The 15,576-nt window shown below is 66.8% G+C and carries 11 protein-coding genes and 1 tRNA gene; 9 read left to right on the forward strand and 3 right to left on the reverse strand.

From position 1 onward, the window contains the following. Positions 1-19: 19 nt before the first annotated feature. The 3 genes from rplM to BMY12_RS05485 all read left to right on the forward strand — a co-directional run bounded on the left by rplM (position 20) and on the right by BMY12_RS05485 (position 1,007). Complete coding sequence (rplM, locus tag BMY12_RS05475) at positions 20-448, forward strand: 50S ribosomal protein L13 (protein ID WP_093283108.1); 429 nt, start codon at positions 20-22, stop codon at positions 446-448. A 14-nt stretch (positions 449-462) separates the two neighbouring features. Continuing rightward, entirely contained in the window at positions 463-861 is a 399-nt protein-coding gene (gene rpsI / locus BMY12_RS05480; protein ID WP_093283111.1) for a 30S ribosomal protein S9, read from the forward strand. Positions 862-933: 72 nt separating this feature from the next. Continuing rightward, positions 934-1,007, forward strand: a tRNA-Gln gene (locus BMY12_RS05485). Positions 1,008-1,072: 65 nt separating this feature from the next. Here BMY12_RS05485 and BMY12_RS05490 read toward each other — a convergent pair. Continuing rightward, positions 1,073-2,809, reverse strand: a complete 1,737-nt coding sequence (locus tag BMY12_RS05490) for a thiamine pyrophosphate-binding protein (protein ID WP_093283114.1) — start codon at positions 2,807-2,809, stop codon at positions 1,073-1,075. Positions 2,810-3,062: 253 nt separating this feature from the next. Here BMY12_RS05490 and BMY12_RS05495 point away from each other — a divergent pair, with 253 nt between their 5' ends. Next, on the forward strand, positions 3,063-5,618 hold the full coding sequence (locus BMY12_RS05495) for a DUF1302 domain-containing protein (protein WP_093283244.1): 2,556 nt from the start codon (positions 3,063-3,065) through the stop codon (positions 5,616-5,618). Positions 5,619-5,649: 31 nt separating this feature from the next. Here the strand turns inward: BMY12_RS05495 and BMY12_RS05500 are convergent, their stop codons facing one another. Next, a complete protein-coding gene (locus tag BMY12_RS05500; RefSeq protein WP_093283116.1) occupies positions 5,650-8,043 on the reverse strand; it encodes a neutral/alkaline non-lysosomal ceramidase N-terminal domain-containing protein in 2,394 nt (797 codons plus the stop codon). Between the two features lie 162 nt (positions 8,044-8,205). Here BMY12_RS05500 and BMY12_RS05505 point away from each other — a divergent pair, with 162 nt between their 5' ends. Continuing rightward, the gene (locus BMY12_RS05505; RefSeq protein WP_093283117.1) at positions 8,206-9,276 is read left to right on the forward strand and encodes an MBL fold metallo-hydrolase; all 1,071 of its coding nucleotides are present in this window, start codon (positions 8,206-8,208) and stop codon (positions 9,274-9,276) included. Positions 9,277-9,292: 16 nt separating this feature from the next. On the opposite strand, the gene BMY12_RS05510 is transcribed toward BMY12_RS05505, so the two are convergent. Then, complete coding sequence (locus tag BMY12_RS05510; RefSeq protein WP_093283120.1) at positions 9,293-10,192, reverse strand: AraC family transcriptional regulator; 900 nt, start codon at positions 10,190-10,192, stop codon at positions 9,293-9,295. A gap of 376 nt (positions 10,193-10,568) precedes the next feature. On the opposite strand from BMY12_RS05510, the gene BMY12_RS05520 reads away from it, so the two are divergent. The 4 genes from BMY12_RS05520 (at position 10,569) to BMY12_RS05535 (ending at position 15,574) form a co-directional block, all read left to right on the forward strand. Then, positions 10,569-12,389 (forward strand): long-chain-acyl-CoA synthetase, encoded by a 1,821-nt coding sequence (locus BMY12_RS05520; RefSeq protein ID WP_093283124.1) that lies wholly within the window; start codon positions 10,569-10,571, stop codon positions 12,387-12,389. A 120-nt stretch (positions 12,390-12,509) separates the two neighbouring features. Beyond that, complete coding sequence (locus tag BMY12_RS05525; protein ID WP_093283127.1) at positions 12,510-12,983, forward strand: SRPBCC family protein; 474 nt, start codon at positions 12,510-12,512, stop codon at positions 12,981-12,983. 73 nt (positions 12,984-13,056) lie between these two features. Then, a complete protein-coding gene (locus BMY12_RS05530; RefSeq protein WP_093283246.1) occupies positions 13,057-14,355 on the forward strand; it encodes an acyl-CoA dehydrogenase family protein in 1,299 nt (432 codons plus the stop codon). Between the two features lie 10 nt (positions 14,356-14,365). Next, a complete protein-coding gene (locus BMY12_RS05535; RefSeq protein WP_093283129.1) occupies positions 14,366-15,574 on the forward strand; it encodes an acyl-CoA dehydrogenase family protein in 1,209 nt (402 codons plus the stop codon). Positions 15,575-15,576: the final 2 nt, after the last annotated feature.

Below are 15,576 nucleotides of genomic sequence, written 5' to 3' on the forward strand. Positions count from 1 at the left end.
TACCGACTGGAATGGACCGATGAAGACTCTCTTCGCGAAGTCCGAAACCGTCAAGCGCGACTGGTACGTGATTGACGCAACGGACAAGCCCTTGGGCCGCCTCGCCACCGAGGTTGCACGCCGCCTGCGCGGCAAGCACAAGGCCGAATACACCCCGCACGTGGATACCGGCGATTACATCGTCGTGATCAATGCCGAGAAGGTGAAGGCCACCGGCAACAAGCTGCGCGACAAGGTGTACTACCGCCACACCGAATACCCGGGTGGTATCCGCTCGACCAGCCTGCAGGAGATGCTCAACAAGCATCCCGAGCGCGCCATCGAGAAGGCGGTGAAGGGCATGCTGCCGAGCGGTCCGCTCGGTTACGCGGTGTTCCGCAAGCTGAAGGTCTATGCCGGCAGTGCGCATCCGCACACCGCGCAGCAGCCCAAGGCCCTCAACTTCTAAGTCCGGTCACTACCATGGCAAAGAACATCGAATACAAGTACGGCACGGGCCGCCGCAAGACGGCCGCCGCGCGCGTCTTCCTCAAGCCGGGCTCCGGCGCGATCCAGATCAACGACAAGAGCGTCGAAGATTATTTCGGTCGCGAGACCTCGCGCATGCTGGTGCGTCAGCCGCTGGAAGTGACCGACTCCGTCGGCCGCTTCGACCTCAAGATCACCGTCGCCGGCGGTGGCCCCAACGGTCAGGCCGGTGCGATCCGCCACGGCATCACCCGCGCGCTGATCCAGTACGACGAAGAATTCCGCAAGCCGCTGCGTGCAGCGGGTCTGGTCACTCGCGACGCCCGTGAAGTCGAGCGTAAGAAGGTCGGTCTGCACAAGGCCCGTCGCGGCACGCAGTACTCCAAGCGCTAATTTTTCATTTGGTACTTGGAATTCGAGGCGGCGGCGTTATACTCGCCGCCTCGCAAGATTTCCCGAACCGGATGGGAGATCGTCTAATGGCAGGACAACAGATTCTGACTCTGTTTATCTAGGTTCGAGTCCTAGTCTCCCAACCATCCGTCATGAAGAAGCCCGCTTCGCAAGAAGCGGGCTTTTTTATTTGCGCCTGCAGCCGACGGCTCTACATCGAGATGGAGCCCTTGCGAAAATCGCTGCGGCCGAGCAGGGCGTTGATCAGCACCGGCGATCCGGCCGCCGCCAGCTGTCTGGCGCGGCCGAGCACCCGCTCGCTGTTCTCGTGACGATCGAGCAGCAGGCCGGCAGCGCCCAGGCCCTGGACCGCCTGCTCGTAATGACTGGGCAGCAGCGGGCAGCCGACATCGTCCTTGAGCACCTCGATCTGTTCGCGGGCGATCTGCGACCAGCAGGCATCGTTGCCCACCACGGCCAGCACGCCCAGGCCGTGACGCACGAAGGTATCGAATTCCATCAGGCTGTAGCCCAGCGCCCCGTCGCCGAACAAGGCCCAGACTTCGCTGTCCGGGCGATGCAGCTTGGCGGCGAGCGCGAAGCCGGCGCCCACGCCCAGCGTGCCGAACACGCCGGGGTCCAGCCAGCCCAGCGTCGCGCGCGGCTGCAGCACATAGGAGGCGGTGGCAACGAAATCACCGCCGTCGGCGACGATCAGGCTGTCTTCGCTCAGTTGGGCATCGATCTGCCGGCACAGCGTCAGCGGATTGAGGCCCTCGCCGGGAACCGATGCGGCCTGTTCATCGATTTCGCCGTCCCGCTGCGCTTCGCGCTGACGCAGCGAGTCAAACCACGCGCCTGAGCGCTGCGGTTGTGCGCCGAGTTCATCGGCCAGGGCGCACAGGAAGGCGCCGGCGTCGGCCTGCACGGCCACCTGAGGACGGCGGTTCAGATGCAGATCCTGGCGGCTGCGGTTGGCGGCGATCAGGGCGGCGCGCGGGCGGATGTGCGCGCCATAGTCGAGGCGAAAATCGCAGGGCACGCCGGCCAGGATCACCAGGTCGGCGGCACGCAGCGCTTCGCGGCGCCGGTGGCGGAACTGCAAGGGATGATCAGGGCCGAGCAGGCCGCGCGCCATGCCGGAGAGATAGACCGGCAGGCCCAGCGTTTCCACGGCGCGGCGCAGGGCCGGCAGCTGCTGGGTATCGAGCATGGCCTGGCTGCCGATCACCAGCAGCGCTTGTTGTGCCCGCGCCAGGCGCCTGGCGGCGGCGCGAACGACGCGCGGTGAGGGCAGGAGCGGCGTCGTCGTCACGGCTTGATCGGCGGGCGGCTGCACGCCGAAGAACTGCCGCCACAAATGCAGGCGCAGATAGCGTGCGATCAGATGTTCGCCCAGGCCGGCACCGGGACGCGGTTGCGACTTGGCGATGTACCACTGCCGCACCAGCGCCTCGTCGTAAAGCAGATCCACCGGGCATTCCAGGAACACCGGACCGGGCGTGCCGTCCATGGCGCAGTGCAGGGCCTGGCGCAGCAAGGGCGCCAGCTCGGATACCCGCTTGGCCTGCGCGGCCCACTTCACGCTGGAGCGGATCAGCGCCAGCTGGTCGATGTCCTGCAGCGCGCCGCGATTGCGCAGCACGGTGGCGGTGGCGCCACCCAGCAGCACCAGCGGCGACTGCGCCAGACGCGCGTTCTGCACCGCCGTGAGGGTATTGGTGAGCCCCGGCCCGGCGGTGACGGCGGCCACGCCCGGGACGCCGCTGAGGCGTGCCATGGCATCGGCGGCGAACACCGCCGTGGCCTCGTGACGGGTATCGATCACCCGGATGCCGGCCTGCTTGCAGCCGACCAGAATCGGCGAAATGTGTCCGCCGCACAGCGTGAACAGAAAGCGCAGGCCCTGGGCCTTGAGCACCCGCGCAATGATCTCCCCGCCATTCATGCGGCCGTCCCCCATGGTGAAAATCGCAGGCTAGTGCCTGGCTCCGTGACGGGGGCTGTCGCAGATCAATGGCATGACCCCGCAGATCGGTCAAAAGATGAGCCGGCGTTCTGCGAGGACGGCAGGCCTGTGGCCAAGTGGCCAATGGCGCCGGCAGGGAGCGCTCGTAGGCTGCGCGAAGTTAACCAGTCGTTCAATTAATGGATGCGGCGCGCCGGATGGCGCCTGCCGGACCCATCTGGAGAAGATGCTGATGTCGGTACGTCCTTGTCTGCTCTCTGCGGCGGCGCTGGCCCTCGTGGCCAGTTCACCGTCCTTTGCCATCAGCCTCGATTGGCTGGATGGTGAAATCAGCGGCACCCTCAACACCACCGTGACCTTCGGCGCCGCCATGCGCCTGGAAAAGCCGGCGGCGGATCTCATCGGCAAGGCGGATCTCAATCCGGAGCTGTGTGCGCGGCAGTATCAGTCCTGCCAGGGCCTGTTCCGGGATCAGGTCTATCCCTCGCAGCGGCTGGTGGCGGCGCCGGGACAGTTTGCGATGCGGGCGGACGACGGCAATCTCAATTACGGCCGCTTCGACTTGATCCAGACCGTCGGCAAGGTCACGCAGGATCTGACCTTGAACTGGGAAGGGCTCGGCTTCTTTGCGAAGTGGCTGTACTTCTACGACTTCACCAACAACAACTTTACGGAAACCCATCCCGACCTGATCACGCGCGGCAATGCCGATCAGGTCGGCTTCACGAATGACCCGATCGCCAATCGCTATTTCCCGCATGTCTACGGGCCGGGTGCTTCCGTGCGCAGCAAGCGCAACGACGGCTCGACGCTGCGCCAGATCGGCACCGCCCTGCAGCTGCACGAGCTCAACGTCTTCGGCAAGCTGCCCTTGCCCTTCCTGGGCGACCAGGAGCTGAGCTTCAAGATCGGCCGCCAGACGGTGAACTGGGGCGAGTCCACCTTGCTGGCCATCAACAGTATCAACCAGGCCAACCCGGTCAACGCCAACAATCTGTTCCGCGTCGGCACGCAGGTGGAAGAAGTGTTCATGCCGGTGGGCATGGTGTTCGCCAGCATCGAACCGTTTTCCAGCGCGACCATCGAAGCCTTTTATCAGTTCGAATGGCAGCCGCTGGATGCGCCGCCGCCGGGCAGCTATTTCGCCACCAACGATCTGGGCACGCGCAATGCCGGCGCTTCGGTGAACTACAGCTTCGGTGCCGTGGCCGACGATCCCGAGCATGCCTGGGGCGGGCCGACCGACAACACGCGCAAGGGTTACATGGACAACCCGCTGGCGCTGATCACGCCGACCACGGGCACCTGGCGGCGCGAGCGCGACATGGACGCCAGCAGTCAGGGCCAGTTCGGTCTGGCCTTCAAGTACTACGCCGAGGAACTGGGCAGCGGCACCGAGTTCGGGCTGTACTTCATGAACTACCACTCGAAGCTGCCCTATATCAGCATGTTCGCCGCGCCCACGGCCTGCAGTCATCAGCGCAGCGTGACCAACACGGTGACCTTCTTCCAGGCCTGTCCCAACATCCCGGCCACCGCCAACGCCCAGGCCCGGCAGCAGTTGCAGGTCGATACCCTGAGCCTGGTTGCCAATCAATTGCTGGTCAATCCCGTCGGGCTGGCGAGCGATCTGGGCGTCACCAATCTTGCCGACCTGCCGGCGACGCTGACCACCCTGCAGGGCCTGCTGCTCGGCGGCAATCCCGATGCGCCGCTGTCCGATGCCGCGGAGCTGGATCAGCCGCGTGTGGTCTTCGAGTATCCGGAAAACATCCAGCTCTACGGCTTCAGCTTCAACACCACCTATGGCGACTACTCGTTCCAGGGCGAGGTGGCCTACCGTCCGAACCTGCCGCTGCAGATCGCGGTCACGGATCTGGGCTTCGCGGCCTTGGGCCCCACGCTCAACAGCTGCGGCAATGCGCCGGACGGCGGCTGCGCCGGCACGCATTCGGGCCTGGGCTGGGCGGCCGATGGCAGTCGCACGGTGTATGGCGGCAGTGATTTTCAGGACGCCAGCGGCAGCAATCCCTATCCCGATACGCTGAGCCTGGTGGTCGGACATCTGCCGGGCTCGGCGCGCGCCTATCCGAGCTTCGTCACGGCCTATCGCGGCGGCGTGGTCGGCGAGAACCCGGGCAGCGATCCGGGCCGGCGCTATGACCGCCACAATCCGGGCTATATCCGCGGCTACGAGCGCTTCGATGTCTTCCAGTTCGATGTGAGCACCACGCGCGTGCTCGGCGCCACCGAAAATTATCTGGCGGCCGATCAGGTGCAGCTCGTTGCCGAACTGGGCGCCGAGTGGATTCCCGGCCTGCCCTCGCTCGATCGTCTGCAGATCGACGCGCCGGGGCAGTTCCTGCATGCCTCGGCAGGCGCCGACGGCAGCGGTGCGGACGGCTCGCGTCAGGCTTGCTCGACCAACAGCGCCTGCAATGCCGGCGCCGATGGCCTGCGCTTCAATCCGCATCAGGCCAATCTCAAGGGCTACAGCGACGCGCTCTCGTACGGCTATCGCATCATCATGATCGTCAAGTACGAAAGCGTGCTGCCCGCCATCAGCCTGCAGCCGAGCCTCATCTGGGGTCATGACGTGAAAGGCACCGCGCCCGGCCCGGCGGAAAACTTCATCGCCAATCGCAAGCAGCTGATCAGCAATCTGGAAACCCGCTACAAGGATTTTCTCTCGTTCAACATCGGCTACGTGGCGTTCATGGGCGGCGGCGCGAACAATCTGCTGCGCGATCGCGACTTCGCACAGGCTTTCGTCAAGCTGCAGTTCTGAAGCCGGCGATGCCCGCGCATCGCCGGCGCTGTCAGGGGCAGGCCGATGCCGGCGCGCCGAGCGTGAACGCGCTCGACACGCCGCTGTAGGCCTGCCTGGGCAGCAGCAGGGTCTGCGCCGCGCCGTCGTGACGCAGGCGATACGTGCCCGCCGGCTGATTGGCGGGGATGTGCCAGACCGCCTGCGCGGTGGAGCTGCCGATCACGGCCGGATCGATCGGCAGCGGCGAGGGCAGGGTGGGCTTCCACACGAACCACAGCTCCGGTGATCTGTCGCTGACCACCACCTTCCAGCTGCCGTCGGCCTGCAGCTGTTCGACATAGGCATAGCTGGACTGGATCTTCAGGTCGTTGCGCGGATGGCCGGCCTGGAACTCCGCGCTCACGGTCTCGCCTTGCCGGGCGCTGGCCGGCACGTCCGTCAGCAAGGCGCCGAAGTCCTTGCCCAGACCGGCGACATCGGAAGGCACGTAAGGCGGACGGATCAGCAGCGGCACGCCGTCCACGTACGCAGGCCCCGACGGTGCCGCGACTGCATCGCGCAGGCTGATGGCGAGCTTGCGCAGCTCCTGCTGCACGGCGGCCAGCGTCCACGGCCCGAAGATGTCGGAGGCGCCCTCGTACTGCTGCGAGGCGTATTCCTCGCGCGTGGGCAGGTAGTGCACGTAGTCGTTGACCAGACCGGCGAGCACCACGGTGTCCACGCCCACCGGCGCCAGCAGCGCCAGCAGCTGCGCGCGGATGCGGCGCGCCGACATCGTCGTCACTTCCCAGGGAATGCCGACCAGGGCCAGATTGCCGAGGCGGAAGATCTGCAGCGGCAGAATCACCGGCTCGGCCGATACCGGTGGCCCCACGGGCAGGGCGATGGGCTTTTCCGCCTGGCAGCTGAAGTCCACGCCCGCCACCGGCGGCAGCTTGGACAGATCGCAGAGCGCGGCCTGCGAGACCAGCTGCAGCGGCAGGATGTGGCCGGTGGGATTGTCGGGATTGAAGTTGAGCAGGGTCTGGAAGTCCGCCATCGCGGCGGCGAGCAGCTCGGGGCTGGACGCGCAGCTCAGACCCTCGGTGGCCGGGCCGGGACCGTCTTCGGCGCCGGCGGCGAAGGAAGGCCCGAGCACCGGCGAGCAGGTGCGTTTCACCGGCGCATCGAGTTCGGCGGGATGCTGCAGGCTGGCCAGCACCACCGGATCGGTCACCGTCACCTCGTCCATCTTCACGAACATCAGGCGGTAATCCACCGGGCCGCGCAAGGCCTTGCCCTGATCGTAGAGTTCCAGCGCCTTGGCGATGTGCTTGGTGCCGGAGATCGCGGCCGACTCGTATTCGTCCTTGCCGCCGCCGCGCGTGGGATCGGGATATGGCCGCTCGCGGATGAACAGGTTCGGCGAGGAATCGCCTTCGTCGGCCTGCGCAAAGGCGGCGACGAAATTGTCCTGGCCTGCGGGTGCGGCGTAATCGGTGCGCATGAGCTTTTCGAAGCCCAGGCCCGCATAGCCCTTCATGTCGGAGCTGACCAGCTTGAGGTTCTCGCCGATGATGGTCGGGTGCACGCCGAACCAGTTGATCAGGCCCACGGCCGAACCGTTGTCGCGCACCAAGCTCAGCTGCACCATGCGCTTGTCGGTGTCGATCACCTCGCCGCGCGCATTGCGAAACTGCTCGCGCTCGCTCTGGCTGTTGAGCTGAAATGCCGGCAGCGAGCGATTGATGTTGGTGTTGAGCAGCTCGCCCACCGCCAGCTTGATGCTTCCCGTCTGCGGGTGTGCGGCGAGATTGGCCTGTGCCAGGCGGACCGCCTGATAGATGCCCTGCGCGATGGCCTGGAAGGTGTCTTCGTCGTAGCCGAAGTGGAAGAGATTGAAGGCGAGGTAATGCGAGTAACCCGCCGGGCCTTCATGCGTGTGCGTGGCCGAGAGCATGAGATTGTCCGGGCCGTAGAAGGGCGAGAGCGCAGGATCGGCGGCGATCAGTTCCAGCACCTTCAGTCGCACCGCACCGAAGATCATGCCGGTATCGCTGTCCACGAACATCACGCGCTTGCCGTTGCAAGGCGAGGCGATGGCGAAGGCGCGCGCGTACTGACGCTGATGCAGGCCGCTGAACACCTGCGTGGGCGACTCCCAGCCCATGCCGCTGGTATTGGCCACCACGCCGGTGATGTCGTACAGCCCGCTGCCGTAGGCAAAAGCCGTGTTGCCGGCGCAGACGCCCTGCGCCGCCGCGGCAGCGGGCGCATCGACTTCCAGGCGCCCCGTGGCATCCAGGCCCGCGCCTACCTGCAGATACCCGCTCTTGAGAAGACATTGTGCCTGCTCGCTGCGCGTGAGCGCCGCGCGCTCTTCCACCGGAGCGGAATGACCGCAGGCGCCGAGCAGCAAGCTCAGGCCGAGCAGCGCAGCCTGAGGATGAAGAAATTTTTTCATGTCGAGACAGCCCCCCGCTTGCGACTCTAAGTCAGGAACGCGAACCGGGCCTCTGGGAAAATCGCACTGCTCTGCCTGGACGGGATGCCGGCCGCTGCGCGCGGCAAGGCCGCGCTGCACAGGTGATAATCACCGGTCTTGAAGCTTCCACAGGCCGCGATCATGAACGACAGCTCCCTGCTCAGCAGCGATACCGGCAAGACCGTCCTGCAATATCCCATCGATCCGGCGCCGGGCATGGGCGAGGCGGTGACGGTGGCGCCGGGCGTGCTCTGGCTGCGCATGCCGCTGCCGTTCTCCCTGGATCACATCAATCTCTGGGCGATTGCCGACGGCGAGGGCTGGGCCATCGTCGACACCGGCCTGAGCGTGCCGGCCTCGGTGCAGATCTGGAACCGTTTCCTGCGGGAGGCCCTGCAGGGCAGGCCGGTGACGCGGGTGCTGGTCACCCACATGCATCCGGATCACATCGGCCTGGCCGGCTGGCTGACGCGCAAGTTCAACTGCCGCCTGTGGATCACGCGCAGCGAATACATGAGCTGCCGCGTGCTGGTGGGCGATACCGGCCGCGAGGCGCCGCTGGACGGCACCAGCTTCTATCACCGCGCCGGCTGGAGCGAGGCCGAGCTGGAAAACTACCGCGCGCGTTTCGGCGCCTTCGGCAAGACCATTTACCGCCTGCCCGACAGCTACCGGCGTCTGGTGGACGGCGAGGTGCTGAGCATCGGTGCGCATCAATGGCGCGTGGTGGTGGGCAGCGGCCACTCGCCCGAGCACGCCTGCCTGTACTGCCCGCAACTCAAGCTGTTCATCTCCGGCGATCAGGTGCTGCCGCGCATTTCCTCGAATGTGTCCGTGCACGCCATCGAGCCGGATGCCGATCCGCTGGCCGACTGGCTGCAGTCGCTGCAGAAGCTGCGCGAACACATTCCCGACGAGGTGCTGGTGCTGCCCGCGCACAACGAGGCCTTCCGTGGCCTGCATGCTCGCATCGCGCATCTGGCCGCCAGCCAGGAGCGCGCGCTGACGCGTCTGCGCGAAGCCCTGAGCCAGCCGCAGCGCGCCGTGGACGTGTTCAGCGCGCTGTTTGCGCGGCGCATCGACGACTCCTCGCTGCTGGGCATGGCCACCGGCGAGAGCCTGGCCAATCTCAACTACCTGCTGCAGCGTGGCGAGATCGGCGTGACGCAGGACGCCGAGGGCGTGGCCTGGTATCAGCGCCTGGGCGTCTGAATCCCGAGGGCGCGGCTCAGCCGCCTTCGCTCTCGCCTGCCTCGCGGCGCAGCTGGCCCGGGCCCACGCCTTCGAGGCGCTTGAAGGTGCGACGGAACGCCGCCTCGCTCTGGTAGCCGAGCTGCTCGGCAACCGCCGCCACCGACAGGCGCTTGTCGCGCAGCAGGCGGCGCGCTTCGGCGATGCGGAAATCGGTGAGATAAGCGATGGGGCTGGCGCCGAGCAGGCGCGTGAATTCCACGGCGAAGGCGGTGCGGGACATGCCGGCCACCTGGGCCAGACTGTCCACGCGCCAGGGCTTGCCGGGCTCGCGGTGCAGTGCGGCCAGGGCTTTGGCCAGACGCGCATCGGCCAGGGCCGCGAGCAGGCCGCGACGGTTCTGCGCCTGCGCCGCGAACTGGCAGACCGCCATCACGAACAGGCTGTCGGCCAGCTTGTCGAGCAGCACCTGCTGGCCGGGCAGCTTGCGGTGCGCGCAGCTGCGCAGCACCTCGGCCAGCTCGCGCAGCGCCGGGCCGGCGTCCTGCTGGCGCACCACGAAGGCTTCCGGCAGCGCGCTGAGAATCGGGTTGGAGCGGGCGCTGGCAAAGGCGAATTCGCCGCAGATCAGAGTGCTGAATTCCGGTGAGCTTTCGCTTTCGGTCAGACGCCCGCAGAGCACATGCGCGCCGCCGCGCGGAAACACGATCAGATCGCCGGACTGCAGTTGCAGGGGCGTATCGAGAATCGGCGCGCGCACCCAGCAGCTGCCCTGATCGATCAGGTGGAAAATGCCGCAGGGCATGGACGGCTCGTTTTCGAACCAGTTGCCGCAGTAGTCCGACACGGCGACGATCGACACGCGCAGCTGCTGCGCGGCCAGCACCGAGGCCAGTACCGCGTCGCGGGCTTCTTCGTTGTTGGGCAGGTCTCCCATGCGGCGCAGTGTAAACGCCGGCTTCCTGTGCTGACAGCCGGGCCTGTCCGCGCGGCGCTGTCGCTGCTACGCACACGCTCGCGACAATGCCCCGACAAGGGCCTGTTAACACTATGGCAATCGCTGCGACGGGGGTCGTTTTGCCGCAGGGCAAGGCGGCAGACGCGCCGCTTGGTGACTCCAAGCCAGCGGCTGCCAACGCCGCCATGCGGCAAAACGGCCCCGTCCCATCCGGGTTGCGCCGGGAATGGCGCCCAGTGGCGTTGCGAGACTTGGCCTTGGAACCACCAAGGCCTGCGTCCCGCGCCTTGCCGGGCGCCATTTCCGGCAGCAACGCAGCGATTGTCCATAGCATTAACAGGCCCTAGGGGAGACCATGGAAGACAACAAGGATCGCATCCGTTTTGCCGATCTGCTGCGGGCCGGCCTGCACCTGCTGCCGGAGCTGCCGCGCAGCGCGGCGGGCCTGTACAACATGGCGCGGCTCAAGCCGGGCAGCACTTATTCCATCGGGCTGCGCCTGCAGGAGCTGGCGGCGCGCCAACCGCGCGCCATCGCGCTGCGCTTCGAGTCGCGCAGCTGGACGTACGAGGAATTCAACGCCTGGGTCAACCGCATCGCGCACACCCTGCAGGCCGCCGGCCTGCGTCGCGGCGAGGCGGTGGGCGTGCTGATGGAGAACCGCGCCGAAACCCTGGCCTGCGTGGCGGCGGTGGTGAAGCTGGGCGCGGTGGCGGCGATGCTCAATCCGCAGCAGCGCGGCGCGGTACTGACGCACAGCATGAGTCTGGCCAATCCACGTGCGCTGATCGTCGGCGAGGAATGCCAGGACGCGCTGGCCAGCAGCGACTATGCCGCGCAGCAGCAGGGCGCGCTGCAGCTGTGGTGGGAGGGCGAGGCGCCGGCGCCGGCGGGCTTTGCCGATCTGCGCCGGGAAAGTGCGCAGGCCCTGCCGGACAATCCGCCGCAGACCGCGCAGATCCGGCTCAGCGAGGCCTGCTTCTTCATCTTCACTTCCGGCACCACCGGCCTGCCCAAGGCCTCGCGCATGTCGCACTACCGCTGGACGCGCGGCATGGCCGGCATGGGCCAGCTGGCGCTGCGCCTGCGCGCCGATGATGTGCTGTACTGCCCCTTGCCGCTGTATCACAACAATGCCCTGACGGTGTCCTGGGGCAGCGTGCTGGGAGCCGGCGCCACGCTGGCCCTGGGCCGCAAGTTCAGCGCCTCGCGCTTCTGGGATGAAATCCGGCGTTTCGACGCCAGCGCCTTCTGTTACATCGGCGAGCTGTGCCGCTATCTGCTCAATCAGCCGCCCAGCGCGCAGGATCGTCAGCATCGCGTGCGCGCCATCGTCGGCAACGGCTTGCGGCCGGAGCTGTGGGACGCGTTCCAGCAGCGCTTCGGCATTGCGCACATCTGCGAGTTCTATGGCGCCAGCGAAGCCAATCTCGCCTTCGTCAACGGCCTGGGGCTGCCGCGCACGGCCGGTTACTGTCCGCTGGCTTTCGCCATCGTCGAATACGACACCGCCGCCGATGAGCCCCGGCGCGGCGCCGACGGCCATCTGCGCCGCGTCGCCAAGGGCGGCGTGGGTCTGCTGATCACCGAAGTCTCCGAACGCGCGCCCTTCGATGGTTATGTGGCGGGCAAAGCCGCCGACAACAAGGCCAACGAAGCCAAGCTGCTGCGCGATGTGTTCAAGCGCGGCGACTGCTGGTTCAACAGCGGCGATCTGGTGCGCGATCAGGGTTTCCGCCACATCCAGTTCGTGGATCGCGTCGGCGACACCTTCCGCTGGAAGGGCGAGAACGTATCCACCACCGAGGTGGAAGGCGCCATCAATCGCTTTGCCGGCATCAGCGAGGCGGTGGTCTATGGCGTGCAGCTGCCGGGTGCCGAGGGGCGCGCCGGCATGGCAGCGCTGACGCCGGAAGGCGAGCTGGACCGTCGCGCGCTGGCGCAGCATCTCTGCGCGCAGCTGCCGCCTTATGCCGTGCCGCTGTTTCTGCGCCTGCGCCAGTCGCAGGAAACCACCGCCACCTTCAAGTTCCGCAAGGTGGATCTCAAGAGTGAAGGCTTTGATCCGCAGCGCACGGCCGATCCGCTGTATGTGCTGCTCGACCGGCAGGTCGGCTATGAGCCGCTGACGCCGGCCCTGCATGCGCAGATCGTCTCCGGACAGCTGCGTTTCTGATTGACTGCCGTGACCCGGGCCAGCGCGGCGCAGCCAAGGCAGATTCCCCCGCGCGGATGCCAAGCTTGAGGCGTCCGCGATACACACCACAGGCGAGAGCATCAGACAGGTCGCAGCACCATGAACATCGATATCAAAATCCAGCGCAGCCTGGACGTGGACGTCCCGTATGAAGACGTGAAGGTGCTGCTCGACGATCTGGAGAGCACCATCCGTCGCTTTCCCAAGCTGCGCAAGCTCACCAAGGTGGGCAGCAATGCGTATCTGTGGGAGATGTCGGCGATCGGTTCGCGCGCCGCCAATATCGCGCATGAGGTCAGTTACGCCGCCAAATACAGCGTCGATGCCAAGCGCGGGCAGCTCAGCTGGAAGCCGCTGCCGGAATACGGCAACGCCGCCATCGAAGGGCATTTCCGTCTGCACTCGCAGGGCAAGGCCACCAAGCTGAGCTTCGATGTGCAAGGCAAGCTGCGCGAAGTCCCGGTGCCCTTGATGTACCGCCTGCTGGCGCCGTCTTTCATCCAGGGCAAGTTCACGCGCCTGGTCGACACTTTTCTGGAAAACACCCGCGACGCGCTGAACACGTCGCGCTGACACTTTTTCCGTCATCAGCGCCGGCGCGATGTACGCCGGCATGGGGAGAGCTATGAGCTTGGTGAACAAGGCCATGGGCCTGGGTTTGCGTCTGATCAATCGTGTGTCCAGCTCCGAGCAGCTGGATCGCCTGCATTTGCGCAAGGCCACCGAACGCGCGCTGCGCGTCGGTTCGCGCAACGGCTTTCGCATCGCCACCAGTGCGGCGCGGCGCTTTGCCGCCACGCGCAAGCTGCTGGCGCCCTCGCGCCTGCCGCGGGCCGCGTCCGATCCGCAGCTGTTCGATCTTTCGCCCAGCGAAGAGCAGCGCATGCTGCAGGACGCGGCGCAGCGTTTCGCGATGGAGGCCCTGCGCCCCGCCGCGAGCGAGGCGGACAGCAGTTGCGCGGCGCCGGCCGAGCTGCTCAGCGGCGCCGCCGAGCTGGGCATCACGCTGCTGGGCATTCCCGAAGAACTCGATGGTGCCGGCACCGAGTCCAATGCCGTCACCCAGGTGCTGATCGCCGAGGCGCTGGCGCAGGGCGACATGGGCCTGGCGCTGGCCTGTCTGGCGCCGAGTGCGGTGAGCAATGCGCTGACGCGCTGGGGCGATGCCGAGCAGCAGACGCGCTATCTGCCCAGCTTTGCCGCCGAGCACGCGCCGGTGGCGGCGCTGGCGGTGCAGGAGCCGCAGGTGCTGTTCAATCCCTTCGCACTGCAGACCAGCGCGCGTCGCGAGGGTGAGGGCTTTGTGCTCAGCGGCGTGAAGTCGCTGGTGCCGCGTGCGGCGCAGGCCGAGCTGTTCATCGTCGCCGCGCAGCTGGAAGGCGTGGGCCCGGCCTTGTTCATCGTCGAATCCGGCGGCGCCGGCATGGGCCTGAGCACGGAACCGGCGATGGGCCTGCGCGCCGCAGCCACCGCGCGTCTGCAGCTGGACCGGGTGAAGCTGCCGGCGACGGCCCTGCTGGCTGCCGGCGATGCGGCCGTGTACGCCGAATGCATCTCGCTCTCGCGCATCGCCTGGAGCGCGCTGGCTACCGGCACCGCGCAGGCGGCGCTGGATTACCTGATTCCCTATGTCAACGAACGGCAGGCCTTTGGCGAGCCGATCAGTCACCGCCAGTCGGTGGCCTTCACCATCTCCGACATCAGCATCGAACTCGAAGGCCTGCGTCTGGTGAACTGGCGCGCGGCCAGCCGCGCCGATGCCGGTCTGCCGTTTGCGCGCGAAGCGATGCTGGCGCGTCAGCTGGCGGCCGAAAAAGGCGTGCGCATCGGCTCCGACGCCGTGCAGCTGCTGGGCGGACACGGTTTCGTGAAGGAGCATCCGGTGGAGCGCTGGTATCGCGATCTGCGTGCGGCGGGAATGCTGGAAGGCATGCTGCTGGTTTGAGGGGACGACCATGATCAATCTGGAAACACCGAAGAAGTTCCGCATGCTGGTCTCGCAGGCGCAGCAGGTCGCGCGCGAGATCTTCCGTCCCAACTCGCGCCACTACGACCGCGCCGAACATGCGTATCCCCAGCAGCTGGACATGCTGGGTGCGCTGCTCGACGGCATGAATGAGGGCGGTGGCGGTGAAGGGGCCGGTGCCGCCGGCGTGCGCCGTGAAGGCGCGCGCGAGACCGGCAACCGCAACAGCGGCAACCTCTCCACCGCGCTGGGCACCATGGAGCTGTGCTGGGGCGATGTCGGCTTCCTGCTGAGCATGCCGCGCCAGGGCCTGGGCAATGCCGCGATTGCCTCGGTGGCCAGCGAGGAGCAGCTCAAGCGCTTCGCAGGACGCTGGGCGGCGATGGCCATCACCGAGCCGCATTGCGGCTCCGACTCCGCCGCCATCCGCACCACCGCGCGTCTCGATGGCGATCACTACGTGCTCAACGGCGAGAAGATTTATGTCACCGCCGGCGAGCGCGCCGAACTGGTGGTGGTCTGGGCGACGCTGGACCGCAACATCGGTCGCGCCGCGATCAAGTCCTTCGTGGTGGAGAAGGGTACGCCGGGTTTCGAGCTGGTGCGCCTGGAACACAAGCTGGGCATCCGCGCCTCGGACACCGCCGCCTTCGTGCTGAAGGACTGCCGTGTGCCGAAGGAAAACCTGCTCGGGGATCCGACGATCAATGTCGAGAAGGGTTTTGCCGGCGTGATGCAGACCTTCGACAACACCCGGCCGCTGGTGGCGGCGATGGCCGTGGGTCTGGCACGCGCCAGCCTGGAGCGCAGCCGCGAGCTGCTGGCGGCGGCGGGCGTGCAGGTCGATTACACGCAGCCGGCGCTGACGCAGTCCGCCGCCGCTGCCGAGCTGCTGCGCCTGGAGGCCGATTACGAGGCGGCGTATCTGCTCACCCTGCAGGCGGCCTGGATGGCCGACAACCGCAAGCCCAATTCCCTGCAGGCCAGCCAGGCCAAGGCCAAGGCCGGACGCAGCGGCGTGCAGATCACGCTCAAGTGCGTGGAGCTGTGCGGCAGCCTCGGTTATGGCGAGGACGAGCTGCTGGAGAAATGGGCGCGCGATGCCAAGATTCTCGACATCTTCGAAGGCACGCAGCAGATCCAGCAGCTGATCATCGCGCGGCGCCTGCTCGGCAAATCCTCGGCCGAGCTAAAATAGGG

The organism is Solimonas aquatica (assembly GCF_900111015.1).
Lineage (GTDB): Bacteria > Pseudomonadota > Gammaproteobacteria > Nevskiales > Nevskiaceae > Solimonas > Solimonas aquatica.